This is a genomic window from Brevundimonas sp. ABV4_179 (genome assembly GCF_056311945.1).
In genome coordinates this window covers 215103-228689 of sequence record NZ_CM149976.1, presented here as the reverse complement: position 1 = coordinate 228689, position 13587 = coordinate 215103, and the positions used below count along the sequence as shown (strand labels likewise).

Below are 13587 nucleotides of genomic sequence, written 5' to 3'. Positions count from 1 at the left end.
GGCATTCTCAAGGAATGTTCCAATGACCTTCTACAACCATCCCTTCATCGCCTCCGCTGCACAGAAGTCCGACTCCGCCTTCGACGACCTGACCGCGTCCCTGGGTGAGGATCGTCCGCACCCGACGGAGGATGCCCTGGTCCTGCTCGGGCGAGCGCTCATGACCGAGTTGGTGGATGTGATCTCTGACACCGCGCTGGAAGACTATCAGACCATTCTGGGGGAGGCGTTGATCGGAGCCTTCCACTCGGCGGCCGGACGGATCGAACGCGATGCGGATCGGGCGCGCGACACGATGAGAACGCTCGACCGACACTTCGACGGATCGGAGGCGGCCGACACCGAGCTTCAGGAAGCGACGGCGAAGGCCAAGGCGGGCGATGCCGCGACGCAGGCCTGCGAACTGATCCGGGACGCAGCCTCCGAAACCTGGACAGTCGCGACCGGCGAGGTCTGGACGGCCTGGCGGGGTTCGCGCCGCGGCACCCATCTGACGGCGGCGCAGCTCGAGGCCAAACAGGCGATCCGGGCGATCCGCAACCGGAAGTCCGGAGAGGCCGATCCAGGCGGTCCGGTGATCGCCTTCCGGGGCGCGCCGACGGCCGACACGGCGGAGGATGCGGGGCGGATCTTCGACGCTCTCAACTGGGCGAAGCAGGAGTGGCCCGACATGGCCCTGGCGACGACTGGGGCGAAGGGGTCCGAGAAATTGGCGATCAGATGGGCCCAGCAGAAGGGGGTGAAACTCATCCTGGCTCGGGCGGATTTCGATGCGCACGGCAAGGCGGCTCCCTTCCGGGCGAACGAAGAGCTGATCGCGCTCGAGCCGGAAGTTTGCCTGACCCTGGTCCATTCGGTGGCGGGGATGCGGGAGGATCAGCGGCCGTTCGGACCGGCGCTCAACCTCGGGCAGAAGGCGATGGAGAACGGGCTGCGACACGTCTCCATCAAGGCGCGTGCAGCCTGACAGATCCGGACTGAGATCAACGACCCGCTCGGCTTCGGCCGGGCGGATTTTTGTTTGTCATCCGGTGGCGTCCGACTTCCGGAGCGGTCTCGACGAGAACATCCCGGCGCAGGAGCGAACCAAGCGGTTTCTATTGATCGGGCATGTCGAGAGATGATCGGAATGTATGACAATCTGCAAAAGAGGTCGGAGGGCAAGATAAAAGCATGTTTTGGGCTGCGCTGTTTTCTTCTATTCTGTCCGATAGTTAGAAACGCCGTGATCCGTGATTGGCGACTTGTCCTGAGTTGTCGTATTCCCAGGCCTCGGCGCCGGTGCAGGAGGACTGCGAATGCTGATCCGGGACGCGATCGAGGGGCGGGTCTCAGCCCGTTCCGAGCGGACCGTCGACGCGGTGCACGTCGGCCTTCCCCTTTCCCTCAAGACCGAGCGGATGGATGTCAAAAGCGGCATGCTCAAGCGTCTGGCGAGTTCGAGGGCCTTTACGCTGGGAAACCGGTCAGGGGTGCTCAAGGCGGCTCAGAACCGGTCAGGTCGCGCCTTTCGTCTGGACGTTCGCCAGAAGGTCATCGTCAAGGCGCTGGTCTCGCGGCACATGGGCAAGGGCGCCGATCGGGCAGCCGCGCTCGCCAAGCATGTGGCCTACCTCGGGCGAGCGGGCGCCGGGGCGGAAGGCTCGCGGCCGGAGTTTTTCGACCCTAGTCTCGATGGCGTTCAACCCGGTTTTGAAACGGAAGGGTGGAGCCAGGACCGGCATCATTTCCGGTTCATCATCTCGCCGGAACATGGCGATCGGCTCGACATGAAATCCTATGTCCGCGAGGTCATGGGCCGGGTCTCGGCGGACCTCGGAGAGCCGAACCTGAAATGGGTGGCGACCTGCCATTTCGACACCGATCAACCCCACGCCCATGTGCTCGTTCGGGGTCGTCGCGAGGATGGACGAGACCTCGTCATTCCGCGCGACTACATTGGCTATGGATTCCGCGCGCGGGCCCAGGAGGTGGCCCAGGAGCGCCTAGGGGACCTCTCTCGGGTCGAGGCCGAACGACGCATCTGGAAGGAGACGGAGGCGGACCGCTTCACCGGTTTCGACCGGCGGCTGATCGCTGAGACGGACAAGATGGGGATGGTCGATGACGGGGTCGGATCGACCGATGCCTGGGCGGCTCTGACACGGGGGCGGCTGAGACATCTGGAACGGCTTGGGCTCGCGACGCGGTCCGGGCGGCGGTATCGGCTCGACGGCGAGATGGAGACGAAACTGCGGACCCTTCAGGTTCGGCGCGACATCATCCGCACCCTCAATCAGCGGCGGCTGGAGGGCGCTAGGGATGTACGGGTTCTAGGGAAGGACAGGGTACGGGGCGTGGTCGTGAAGACCGGGTTTCATGATGAGGCAGGTGCTTCGCCCTGGGCGGTGGTGCGCGACGGGGACGGAGTCGAGCATTACGCGAGACTTCGAACGGGGCACGCTGGGGTTCGTCCAGATCAGAGCGTGACTCTGCTTCCATCGACGTACGGCGTCGCGCAGCTTGTCGCAGGCAAGGGGGCGGACCTGAGCCGCGGGAGTTAGATCCCCTGCAGGTCGGCCTGCCCGAACTGATCGAGGCTGGGCGGGCGATGGTGTCGGATCAGGCATGTGGGTTTGTGGTGGTACTGCGGCTACTGACTCTGGCTGACTTCTGCCTGCAGGAGGGCCAAAGCATCCACTTCGAGCGCTCGTGCGATCTGTTCAATAACCTTCAGTGTGGGATTGCGTCTGCCGCGTTCCAACTCACCAACGTAGCTGTAGGACAGACCAACATCGTGAGCGAGCGCTTCTAAGGTAATCCCTTTAGACACCCGCCGCTTACGCACGTTTCGTCCAAATATAACGGCTAACCCCATCGGGTTAACACAACCAGCCAGGAGGCCAAGGCCAGTTACTATAGTAACCAGACGCTCTTTGATTTACCTTTTAGCCGAATGCTTCAAAGGTTTGGCGCCCTGCCGATGGCCTAGCTTTCAAACAGAGTGGCAACGTCTATGTCCAAGCCTCTTGCCAAGGCCTCTACGACATCGAGAGTTGGGTTTCGAAGTCCCCGCTCGATCTCTCCGACATAACTGTAGGAAAGCTCGCTCTGGTGGGCCAGAATCTCGATGGTCATCCGTTTGGCTTTCCGGCTGCGGCGGACATTCAGCCCAAATTTCTCCCGCAGCTCCATCGCCACAGGCGGCTGTAAATCGGCAAACTCTGCCAGTCACTATAGTAACCATTCAACCCATCCGATAGGATTCAGCCGCAGGCCATTTGATTTGTTGTGGGGCGGAGGTAGCCGTGTCGGATGTGAAGCCCGTCGGAGTGTCCACTAGTTCAGGCTCGCGCCGCCACACTCGGCTTGAGGGGTTTTACCGCCGCTACTCACCTTGGCTTGTCGCGCGACTTCGTCGCCGGTTCGGCGCGGACACTGAGGATCTGGTCCAGGAAATCTGGCTACGAGTGGCAGCGATCGAGGCGGATATGGACATCCGTCACCCCCGGGCATTCCTGTTGAAGGTCGCCTTTAACATCGGTCTCAGCGGGGATCGTCAGCATCGGCGGCGGCGGCAGATACTCGACAGCGCCGCTCCGTTGGGAACAATGGCCCTGGAGCCGACCCAGAACGCGGCGGTGCAGATTCAGGAAATCGTGCTCGCCTTGCCACAACCTCTCCGGGATGTCTTTGTGTTATCTAGATTTGGCGGTTTGACGAACAACCAGATCGCCGAGCAACTGGACATCAGTCCGAAGACCGTCGAATGGCGCATGACCAAGGCCTTGGCTCAATGCGCGGCAGAGCTTCGGCGCTAGGGAATGGGGCGTATCATGGGCAACCCGAAAGCACGGGTTGAAACCGCGGACCGGGAAGCGGCCGAGTGGCACGAACGCCTCGGCGCGCGCAGCGTCGCGACAGAGACGATCCGGGAGTTTTTCGACTGGCGGAAATCTCCGGCCAACGCGGACGCGTATCGTCGGGTCGAGCTGATCTGGACGGAAAGCCGGAAGCTCGCCGGCCGGCCGGAGATTAACGAGGCGCTCAACGACGCCATGTCGCGTCGACTCCGCAAGACGTCAGAGGATCGATCGACCAGAAGACTGCTGGGCTTGGCCGCCCTCGGCGCAGCTGCGGCACTGGTGATCGGCGGATGGACGTGGTGGCAGGGGCGATCCACCTTCACGACCGGCGTGGGCGAGCAATGGGTCGTACAGTTGGCGGACGGGTCGTCGGTTCGCCTCGACACAGATTCCCGGATGAGGGTCAGGTTCAGCGACGGCCAGCGTCTCGTCGATCTTGAACGCGGACAGGCGATGTTTTCCGTGGCCCATGACGCTCAGCGACCATTTGTCGTCGCGGCGGGCGACGCGCGCGTGACGGCCATAGGGACGGTGTTCGACGTCCAGCGGCAAGGCGCCGGCGTCAGCGTCACTCTGGTCAGCGGCGCGGTGGATGTCACCCGTTTGTCCGGGCCGGAAAGGCCGTTACGACTTGCGGCGGGCCAAGAGGCGCGAGTGTCCCCGGCCGGCACAGCCAGTCGCTCGGTTGATGTGCCCACGGCCACCAGTTGGACCGAGGGGCGGATCGTGTTCCGAGACACGCCGATGAACGAAGCGGTTGCCGAGGTGAACAGGTACCTCACCGCAAAGGTTGTTCTGGAAGCGAAGGATCTCGCGACCGTGCCAGTCAACGGCGTGTTCAAGACGGGGGATCGTGAAGCCTTTGTCGCAGCGGCCTCGGGCGTTTTCGGTCTGGAGCCGTCGGCCGGGCCGAACGGCTCGATCCGATTGTCGGAACGCGGAAAATAAATCCGTCGAGGCTCCGGGGTCGCCCGGGGCCTCGATCACCTCCTCTTCGACGTCGCGTGACGTCGAGGGGAGCCCTGAATATGAGTCGCTTGAGTCTATTGTCCTGCAGCGCGATCGTCGCCTGCGCCGTATCCATCAGCGCGACGGCCTGCGCCCAGGACGCGCGCCAGTTCACCATTCCGGCGGGTTCGCTGCGGGACGCGCTGAACTTGTTCGCGACCCAGTCCGATAGGCAAATCTTCTTCTCCGGCGATTTGGTCGTGGGCCTTCGGACGGAGGGACTGAGCGGGCGATTTACAGCGCACGATGCGCTCGCAAGGCTTCTGTCCGGGACTGGTCTGAGCCCGTCCGAGGTCCGCCCCGGCGTCATCTTCCTGAGGCGCGCCGACACGGCCGGCCCGCGCGCGGAGGTCACCACCCAGGTCGAAGACGTCGTCGTCACCGGCTCCCTGCTCAAGTCGTCCGGGCCGATGTCTTCGCCGGTGGTGACGCTCGACCGCGAGGCGCTGGACGCGCGCGGATTCGCGACGGTTGCGGAAGCCGTGACGGCCCTTCCACAAAACTACGCGGGGTCGGCGACGCCCGGCGTGCAGCTCGCCAACTCCGACACCCAGGGCTCAAACCGGGTGGCCGCCACGGGGGTGAACCTGCGTGGTCTGGGCCCCGCATCCACGCTTGTTCTGGTGAACGGCAGGCGGATGGCGGGAACCGGTTTCCGGGGCGACTTCTCCGACATTTCGGCCATGCCCTCGGCGGCTGTGGAGCGTGTCGATGTCCTGCTCGACGGCGCCTCCGCCCTCTACGGCGCGGACGCGGTCGCCGGCGTCGTGAACGTCATCATGCGCCGGTCGTTCGACGGATTGGAAACCCGCCTGCGGGCGTCCGCGGCCGAAGGCGGAGCGGAGGATCTTGTCGCCTCCGTCGTCGGCGGTCGCTCCTGGTCTTCCGGGTCAGCCTATCTTGCCTATGAGGTTCAGACGATCAATGCGTTGAACTCGCAGGACCGACCCTACACCGCCGACGGAAATCTGCGGCCCTTCGGGGGGACGGATCGCCGCCTTACCTTCTCGGCCCCAGGCAATCTTGTCGTCTTCAACGCCGCCACCGCCTCCTATGTCTCCCAGTTCGCCATCCGACCGAATGCGTCAGGCTCGGCGCAGAGCGCGGCGGACTTCGTCGCCGGCGCCGCAAACCTTCAAGCGCCGTCCTTGGGCGCTGATCTTCTGCCGGGGGTCGAACGCCAGGCGGCCTATGGCGCGGTGCGCCAACAGATCGGCGACCGGCTCGAGCTGACGGCCGATGCGCGGTACAACAAGCGCGACATCGAATACGCCGGGCCTGCAAGCATCGGCTTGATGACGGTCACGGCCGCCAACCCGTATTTCATCTCTCCGACGGGCGCGGCGTCCCAGATGGTCGGATACTCTTTCGTCCGGGACTTGGGGAATCCGCGTCAGTCTCTGGGTTCGGAAAGCTTCGGTGTCACGGCCGGGGCGAACTACGATCTCGGCGCGCGATGGTCGCTCGAGGGGTACGTCGCCTTCGCGGGCGAGGAGGGGTCCGTTCGGGTTCCGGAACGGGTCAACACCCGGTTCCTGAATGAGGCGCTCGGGGTCACACCGGACGATCCCGTAACCGCCTATCGCGCGGCAAGGGACGGCTATTTCAATCCCTACGGCGCCGGCAGCGCGAACTCCGCGACCGTGCTCGACTTCATCTCGAGCGGGTTTTCGGAAACGCACGATCGCAGTCGGGCGTCGTCCGCCAATCTTCTGGTCCAAGGGCCGATCTTCGCCTTGCCGGGCGGCGACGTTCAGTTCGCCGTCGGCGCCCAGGCGCGGCGCGAGACGTTCCAGGTTAGCAGCACGACGTTCTCCTCGACGTCGGCTCCGGTCTCCACCTCCACGCCAGAGCGGGCGCGCAATATCGAGGCCGTCTTCGCTGAAGCCCGCATCCCGATCGTCGGGGCCGAAAATGCGAGACCTGGCGTGCGCAGTCTCGAACTATCGTTGGCGGGACGGTTCGAGGACTACAGCGACTTCGGGACGACCACCAATCCCAAGGTCGGGATCACCTGGTCTCCCGTCGACGGCCTGGCCCTGCGGAGTTCCTGGGGGACGTCCTTTCGCGCGGCTTCCCTGCCGCAAATCCACGACAACCCGGCCATCTCGGCGACCTTCTTCGCGCGCGCCGATGGAAGCCGGGCCCTGGCCCTGCAGCTCGGCGGCGGCAATCCGGACCTGAAACCCGAGACAGCCGATACCTTCACGATCGGGGCTGACTTTCGCCGTCGCAACCGGTTGACGCTGAGCGCCAACTATTTCGACACCCGCTTCACCGACCGGATCGCCCGGCCCGTAGCGGAGAACCTGTCCGGGGTGCTGACCGATCCGAACCTCGTGAATTTCGTCACCCTCGTCCGCCCGGCCGACAACGCGGCGGACCTTGCCCTTGTCCAGACCTATCTGAGCCGGCCAGAGTTCACGGCCGGCGGCCTCTATCCCGCCACCAACTATGCGGCCATCGTCGATGCGCGTTGGGTGAACACCGGGGCGGTCCGCGTCAGGGGGTTCGACCTATCAGGGCGGGTTCCGGCCGTGTTGGGCCTGGCGAACCTCTCGATAGACGGCTCGGCCTCCTACATCCTCGAATACGAAACCCGGAGCACCCCGACCGCCCCGGTCCGGGAGGTGTCGGGATTGATCGGCTTTCCCGTCAAGTTCCGCTCGAGGCTCGGCGCGACCTGGACCGACGGCGCGTTCGCCGCCAGCCTCCACTGGAACCATGTCGACGCCTATGAGGACCGCGCCGGCGTCCGCATCGACGCTTGGGACACCGCCGATGTCCAGGCGAGCTGGAACCCGGAGACGGGGGCTCTGGCGGGCTTGAGGATCAGCCTGACGGTCCAAAATCTTCTCGATGAGGACCCGCCGTTCTACGACGCCGCGAGCGGGTTCGGCTTCGATCCGGGTCAGGGCAGTCTTCTGGGAAGGGTCGTCGCGCTTCAGCTCGTCAAGCGCTGGTAGCCGGTCCCATGGTCCGGACCCTGTCCGCCCTGGCCGGGGCGTTCCTGACGCTCGTCTGCCTCGCAACCCCCGTATTCCCGCAGGATCGGGGCATCACGGTCGAGGACGTCGTCGGACTGGAGGCCTTCGGTCGCGCGGCCATCTCGCCCGACGGGCGCTGGGCCATCTATGAGAAGCGCGGGCGCTACGACAGCGCAACCCGGTTCGATCTGGGCCAGCGGGCGTCCTGGACGATCACCGACCTCTGGCTGGTGGATCTGCGCCGTCCGAACGCTGCGCCCGAGCGGCTTCTCCCCGGCGAGGGGCCCGGTCTTCTACGCGGGTCCTGGTCGCCGTCGGGCGCTCGCGTCCTGATTTCCCGCTTCGCCGGCGCCCGACTGGAGGTCGGCATCGTGACGATGGCCAACCGGTCCGTACGATGGACGGGGCTGACGCCGGAGATGCCCCAGATGGGGGCGGTCGCCGAATGGCGTGGCGATGACGAGGTCGTCGTCATGGCCCGTCGCGACGGCGACCTGCCCTGGCTTCTGCGCTACTATAACGCCAGCCAGACCCGGACCGCGCAGGCCTGGGCGCGAACGGCGTCGGGCCGCGAGCCCTCGAGAACGGTCGTGGACACGGTGAACCGCCTGCCGACGGCCGAGGGCGCCGGCAGCCTGCAGATCCTTGTCCTGGTCGATGCCAGGACGGGCAAGGGCCGGCCCTTGTTTGAAGGCACGGCGGTGGATTTCGCCCTCTCCCCCGATGGCGGCCGGGTCGCCGTGATCGAGGGGGTCGCTCCGCGGCCGCTGCCCACCGATGAGATGTCCCAGTCGGAGATTCCCTGGGTCCAGCGGCTTGTGCTCATCGACCCGGACCGGGCCGTGCGGATTACACCGGACGCAGAATTCGAAGTGGCCCCGCACCTGTTGCGGTGGTCGCCGCAGGGCGACTCCGTGCTCGTCTGGGGCCGGGCGAGTGGAAAGCCATGGCGCGACGGCGATCTCAGAAAGGTGAGCCGGGACGGTGCGGTGACGATCGTGGATCGCCACGGGCTCGATCCGACCCCCGGTCGGGCGATCGACCTGGTGACGGGGGTCCGCGCCGACTGGCTTGGATCCGTCCCCGTCCTGTTCGCCAGTCAGCCGGAGGGCGGTCGCCGGGACTGGTATGCGCTTCCGCAAGACGGTGAAGCCCGGTCTTTGACATCAATGGTGGCGACCCCGCCGGATCAGATCTCAGCCCTGCGAGACGACGCATTCCGGCTCATCGCCGATGGTGCCGCCTGGCGCGTCACCGGGTCTGGCGCCCGGAGAGAGACACCGGCCAATGGGGGGTTGAAGGCCGCCACGCCTTATGACGTCGAGGCCCCGTTCAGGCTGCGGGTCAACGCCGCGCCGCGCCAGACCTGGATGACGGCCCTGACGACAACCGGCGGGGTCGAAATCCTCACCGACGCCAGGGTCCAGACGCTCGGGGTCGGAAGCGGCGAACCCCTCGATCCGCTGGCGAGCTCGCCCTCCGGCGCGCTCGTGCTGAAGCGCACCGGATTGTCGGAGGCGCTCGTGCTTCTTACGCCGGGCCAGGCGCGCACGCTCGACCGCGTCAACCTCGGCCTTGCTGACGTGGCCCTGCCCACGCCGACACCGGTCGACCATCTCGATGCGTCCGGCCGCCCGACACGAAGCTGGCTGTTCCTGCCGCCTTCGGGATCGGGCCAGAAGATCAAGGGGATCGTCGTGTCCCTCTATCCCGGATCGGCCAGTCGCGGCGCCTGGTCCGGTCCCTTAAGTCTGATCTACGGCGTCCGACCGACCTTACTCGTTGGAGGCGGCTATGCCGTCCTCAGCGCCTCCATCCCCGGGAGCGAGTACGGCCATGATCCAGCGGACTACTTCACCCGCAGCGTCGATCTGGCGTTTGACGCCGCAGTTGCGGCCCATCCGGAACTCCCGGCCGACCAGGCCGCGATTTTCGGGCACAGTTTCGGGGGCTATGCGGCGCTCGCGGTCGCCACGCGATCGGGCCGATACCGAACCTACATAGCCTGGGCGGCGACCACGGACATGTTCGGGGCCTGGGGAGAGTTCACTCCGGCCAACCGCGCCGCGCCCGAAGAAGGGTTCATGATGCTCAACCAGCAGGGGTGGGTCGAAACCGGACAGGCCGGACTCGGCGAGCCGCCGTTCGACGCCAGCGAACGCTATGCGAAAGCGAGCCCCTGGCTGGCGGCGGATCGGGTCAGAAGCCCGGTCCTGTTGATCACGGCCGATATGGATTTCGTGACGACGTCGCAATCGGAACGGATGTTCAGCGCCTTGAGCCGGCTGGGCGGTCGGGCACGCCTCGTCACCTATTGGGGTGAGGAGCATTTCAACTGGAGCCCGGCCAACATCCGTGACCTCTACGGGCAGATCTTCGACTGGCTCGAGACGACGCTCGCCGCAGAGGACGTTACCGGGACAAAGCCTCGAACCGCCGGGTCCACACCCTGAGCCAGCCTTCGAAGGCGGCCGCCCGGATGATCGCGCCGGACTGGCCCTTCCACATCAGGGCTTCTTCAGTAAGCGCCGCCTCCGTTCGGGCGCGATCGATCAGACCGGACGCCGCGAGCCTTCCGTCGAGAAGCCAGGGACGAAGCACGTCGAGGCTGGAAAGCACCATCCGGCCATAGATGCGGGTCATGTCACCCTTGGATCGGCGCTCAGCGATCAGCGCGGGGAGCCGGTCCGCAAAAGCCCGGCGGACCAGACCGCGGTCGCGCCCGCCGATGGTCAGCAAGGCGGTCGGGATCGCCAGACAAGCCTCGATGACGGGCTGGGCGCAGAACGGGTGCCGGACGTCGATGGTTTCCGTCAGGAGGGACGGACCGTGACGCGACACGCTGTCGATCACGCCGGCGATCTGTCGGGTCTTGGCGGGACCGAAGGCCTCGCTGCCGGCGAGCCAGGGATGAGACAGCGTCGGAGCTTCCTCTCGACTCGGGAGCAGGGTGTCGTCGCGCAACAGGCTGAATCCCTGATGCCGGGTGTCCCGCCGGGCGCGCTGTATCATCGTCCAGACCGAGACCTCGTTGCGTGCGGCGAGACGGGCGACATCCTTCGAAAGGAGGGCGCGCCACTCATCGGCTTTCCAGAGATCGGTGAAGACGTCGGGGCTGGCGTTCTGGAGAAAGATGGAGTCGCCGCCCTTTCCGGTCATCAGGGCCGACCCGCCGGCGCCGGCGACCCGTCGGGCCCACTCCAGGTCATGATGAACGTCGAGCGCATTCAGTCCGGGGCGGAAATCCCCCGAAATCTGTTCGAGGAGCGCCTCGGTCAGACTGCCTGTCGCGTGCGGCGCGAACGTCGGCGATATCCCCAGGGTCTGGCCCAGCGCGTGAACGTAGACCCGCTCATCAGCCTCCTGGGTCGCGTTCAGCCAAAGCGCGACAGGGACCTCGGCTCTGCGCACCAGACTCGCGGCGACGGTGCTGGAATCCAGTCCTCCTGACACCTCCGCCGCCAGCGATCCTTCGAGGCCGGCAAGGCCCGCGACCGCGTCGTCGACGGCTGTCGTCAAGGTCTCGATAGCCTCCTCGAGCGTCCAGCGGGGCGAGAGGCTCCGCCGTGCGAAGTCCGAGGGCGTCCAGACCGCGGCCGCAGGGGAGGCGAGCGGCAGGGGCTGGACGGTTCCCGGCGCGACCGTGATGGGTCCGTCCATCAACAGCCAGTCCGCTGAACTCATCGGGTCTCGCATGGCCAGGCCGAGCCTGTCGTGGTCCGGACGCCACCGGATCGCCAAACCTGCCAGGAGCCAGTCGGGCACGCTCGAGGCCACGACCAGAAGTCCATCCTGTTCCCAGGCGACACACTCCAGGGCGCCTGACGGATCACGAAGGAGGGATCGGGCCTGTCCGTCGGCCGCGAGTTGGACGCCGACGTAGCGTCCCCAGAAGCGCGCCATCAGTTTGCGTTCGTATTCCCAGGGATCATTCCGTTCGGTTGGCGGGAACTCGGGCTTGCGCCGATGGAGGACATCGCCGACGAGGGTCCAGGATCCCACAGTCAACCGGTTGGGGCGATGCGGGCCGGCAAGGCCGAGCCACGCCGCTGCGCTCAGTTCGACGACGGCCCAACCGGCGTTTTCGCAACGGTGGCGAAGGTCGGCCGACAGGGCTTGGGCGGCGGTCTCGGAGGGTGCGCTGATGAGAACGTAGCGACCCATCAGGCGACCATGATCGGCGTATAGCTCCGGACCCGCTCCAGACTGTCGCCTACGAGGAGGTCCTCGACTTGGATCCAGCAGTGCGCCGCGAACGGCCAGGTTCTGACCCCGAAGATCCAGTCGGATGCGATCCCGTGAGAACGAAGAAGGCGCTTCAGAAGAAAACCGCGCTGGAGACATTCGCCCTCGAACGGCGTCCAGGGGAGGGCCGCGCGATAGTCCGCGAGCACCGTCGTCAGATCCGACTTCCGGGCGTCCGACCTTGGGCCGACCTCCACGGCCGCGATCAGTTGCGCCAAGGTTTTGCGATGGAAGACCACGGTCGAAACGAGGAGATGGGCCAGGGCAAGGGAGACGGGCGCCGCGTCGGTTGAGCCCGCAGACCGCGGCGCTTCATGCGAGGCCAAAACAGGTGTTCGAGGCGCGCGCAGAGGGCGGTCGGTCTGGACGACACCGTGGGTCTCGAGTTCTATCGCGAGGTCATCGTCGTCGATCGCGATGCGGCCCGCGTCCTCAAGCCTGACGACGGAGCCAGCGCCCAGCAGACAGCTGTACGTGTCGGCGGCGACGTCGAGCATGATCAGATCGTCACCCACCCGGGCGAAATGAATGCCGTCGCGCGGCCAGAGATGTGTGGGCATTTTTCTGTACGACCGGTGTGGGCGGCGGTGAGCCGCCGCCCACGTTTTCGTTCAGCCGAGGGCCAGCGGGCGGGGGAACACGCCCATCTCGGTGTCTTCGCCCTGGATGTTGTCCCGCGTCAGAGCCTTGGCGCTGCCGAAGCTGACGAGGCGCAGTTTGGTCGTCTTCATCTCAGTCTCTCCTTGGTTGATCGCCACGGCTGTGGCGCAACCAGTGAGCGCGCAGATCGGTCAGCTGCAAAGCTATATCTGGAGTATATTTGAGCTCAGCGTCCTGGCTTGGGTCGCTTGGCGCGCAGATTCGCTGAGCCTTTCTCGATCCAGTCCTGGGCCGGATCCCCGTCACGCAGCGCCTTGGCGAGCTCCTCGAACAGTCGGACGATGGCGGTGATGATGGTCCGGCTGTCGAGGTTGCGGATGTCATCGCCGAGAAGGTGGTCGAACTGCTCCAGTCCGATCGTATAGATGGAGCCCATCTGGTTTTCTGCGCACCGTCTGGCGTGCTCGGGCGATCCGATAGCAACCGCCATGAGGATTGCTTGGGCGTCGCTTCGCGTCGCGGCGGCGAAGCGGTGGATGTAGTCGAGGTTGAGACGGGTTTCTCCGGCCTCAAAGCGGGCATAGGTCCGGATGGCGATCCGCATGGCCGCAGCCGTCTCCGCCTTCGTCATCCGGCGGTAGCGGCGCAACGACTTCAGGGTCGCCGAGAGCAGCGCGCCATCGTCTGGAAGCTCCGGGTCTTCTCCACTCATCCGCGCATACCCTTCCGTCCTCTGAAGTAGAATCAGTCCGGCTTCTGATCAACGATCACGTGTGCGGCTGCGAAAGCAAAAAGGAAAATCGGCCACATATCGGCATGTTTTGCAGCGCCTCCTGACCGAGGTTCGGACGATTTGCGACCGAGACGGATCGCCCGTGGTTGCAACTCATTGGCGTGGCGTG

11 protein-coding genes are annotated in these 13587 nt (G+C 65.6%); 6 read left to right on the top strand and 5 right to left on the bottom strand.

Features of this window, described 5'->3' with window-relative positions; translation table 11 throughout:
• The first annotated feature begins 22 nt into the window (after positions 1 to 22).
• The gene (locus ACYX4P_RS01145) at positions 23 to 967 is read left to right on the top strand and encodes a DUF2493 domain-containing protein (protein WP_291537373.1); all 945 of its coding nucleotides are present in this window, start codon (positions 23 to 25) and stop codon (positions 965 to 967) included.
• Positions 968 to 1298: 331 nt separating this feature from the next.
• Positions 1299 to 2543: a DUF3363 domain-containing protein gene (locus ACYX4P_RS01140; RefSeq protein WP_291537372.1), complete on the top strand. Its 1245-nt coding sequence runs from the start codon at positions 1299 to 1301 to the stop codon at positions 2541 to 2543.
• 89 nt (positions 2544 to 2632) lie between these two features.
• Here ACYX4P_RS01140 and ACYX4P_RS01135 read toward each other — a convergent pair whose 3' ends face one another.
• Complete coding sequence (locus ACYX4P_RS01135; RefSeq protein WP_291537371.1) at positions 2633 to 2857, bottom strand: helix-turn-helix domain-containing protein; 225 nt, start codon at positions 2855 to 2857, stop codon at positions 2633 to 2635.
• A 110-nt stretch (positions 2858 to 2967) separates the two neighbouring features.
• Complete coding sequence (locus tag ACYX4P_RS01130) at positions 2968 to 3117, bottom strand: helix-turn-helix domain-containing protein (protein ID WP_476070176.1); 150 nt, start codon at positions 3115 to 3117, stop codon at positions 2968 to 2970.
• 170 nt (positions 3118 to 3287) lie between these two features.
• Between ACYX4P_RS01130 and ACYX4P_RS01125 the strand changes: the two genes are divergently transcribed.
• From ACYX4P_RS01125 to ACYX4P_RS01110, 4 genes are all read left to right on the top strand, one after another.
• Positions 3288 to 3800, top strand: a complete 513-nt coding sequence (locus ACYX4P_RS01125; RefSeq protein WP_476070175.1) for an RNA polymerase sigma factor — start codon at positions 3288 to 3290, stop codon at positions 3798 to 3800.
• A gap of 15 nt (positions 3801 to 3815) precedes the next feature.
• Entirely contained in the window at positions 3816 to 4793 is a 978-nt protein-coding gene (locus tag ACYX4P_RS01120; RefSeq protein WP_314187560.1) for a FecR family protein, read from the top strand.
• Positions 4794 to 4873: 80 nt separating this feature from the next.
• Positions 4874 to 7819, top strand: a complete 2946-nt coding sequence (locus ACYX4P_RS01115; RefSeq protein ID WP_314187561.1) for a TonB-dependent receptor domain-containing protein — start codon at positions 4874 to 4876, stop codon at positions 7817 to 7819.
• 8 nt (positions 7820 to 7827) lie between these two features.
• Positions 7828 to 10293, top strand: a complete 2466-nt coding sequence (locus ACYX4P_RS01110; RefSeq protein ID WP_476070174.1) for a S9 family peptidase — start codon at positions 7828 to 7830, stop codon at positions 10291 to 10293.
• Here ACYX4P_RS01110 and ACYX4P_RS01105 read toward each other — a convergent pair.
• From ACYX4P_RS01105 to ACYX4P_RS01095, 3 genes are all read right to left on the bottom strand, one after another.
• Positions 10253 to 12004, bottom strand: coding sequence for an asparagine synthase-related protein (locus ACYX4P_RS01105; RefSeq protein ID WP_476070173.1), 1752 nt, complete (start codon positions 12002 to 12004; stop codon positions 10253 to 10255). The genes ACYX4P_RS01110 and ACYX4P_RS01105 overlap by 41 nt on opposite strands.
• Positions 12004 to 12645: a lasso peptide biosynthesis B2 protein gene (locus ACYX4P_RS01100; protein ID WP_314187563.1), complete on the bottom strand. Its 642-nt coding sequence runs from the start codon at positions 12643 to 12645 to the stop codon at positions 12004 to 12006. The genes ACYX4P_RS01105 and ACYX4P_RS01100 overlap by 1 nt, the downstream gene beginning before the upstream one ends.
• Positions 12646 to 12911: 266 nt before the next feature.
• Positions 12912 to 13397, bottom strand: a complete 486-nt coding sequence (locus ACYX4P_RS01095; protein WP_077354150.1) for a helix-turn-helix domain-containing protein — start codon at positions 13395 to 13397, stop codon at positions 12912 to 12914.
• Positions 13398 to 13587: the final 190 nt, after the last annotated feature.

Bases quoted from the DNA above. Each gene is read 5' to 3' on its own strand.
- ACYX4P_RS01145 (WP_291537373.1), top strand. From the start codon at position 23: ATGACCTTCTACAACCATCCCTTCATCGCCTCCGCTGCACAGAAGTCC.
- ACYX4P_RS01140 (WP_291537372.1), top strand. From the start codon at position 1,299: ATGCTGATCCGGGACGCGATCGAGGGGCGGGTCTCAGCCCGTTCCGAG.
- ACYX4P_RS01135 (WP_291537371.1), bottom strand. From the start codon at position 2,857: ATGGGGTTAGCCGTTATATTTGGACGAAACGTGCGTAAGCGGCGGGTG.
- ACYX4P_RS01130 (WP_476070176.1), bottom strand. From the start codon at position 3,117: ATGACCATCGAGATTCTGGCCCACCAGAGCGAGCTTTCCTACAGTTAT.
- ACYX4P_RS01120 (WP_314187560.1), top strand. From the start codon at position 3,816: ATGGGCAACCCGAAAGCACGGGTTGAAACCGCGGACCGGGAAGCGGCC.
- ACYX4P_RS01115 (WP_314187561.1), top strand. From the start codon at position 4,874: ATGAGTCGCTTGAGTCTATTGTCCTGCAGCGCGATCGTCGCCTGCGCC.
- ACYX4P_RS01110 (WP_476070174.1), top strand. From the start codon at position 7,828: ATGGTCCGGACCCTGTCCGCCCTGGCCGGGGCGTTCCTGACGCTCGTC.
- ACYX4P_RS01105 (WP_476070173.1), bottom strand. From the start codon at position 12,004: ATGGGTCGCTACGTTCTCATCAGCGCACCCTCCGAGACCGCCGCCCAA.
- ACYX4P_RS01100 (WP_314187563.1), bottom strand. From the start codon at position 12,645: ATGCCCACACATCTCTGGCCGCGCGACGGCATTCATTTCGCCCGGGTG.
- ACYX4P_RS01095 (WP_077354150.1), bottom strand. From the start codon at position 13,397: ATGAGTGGAGAAGACCCGGAGCTTCCAGACGATGGCGCGCTGCTCTCG.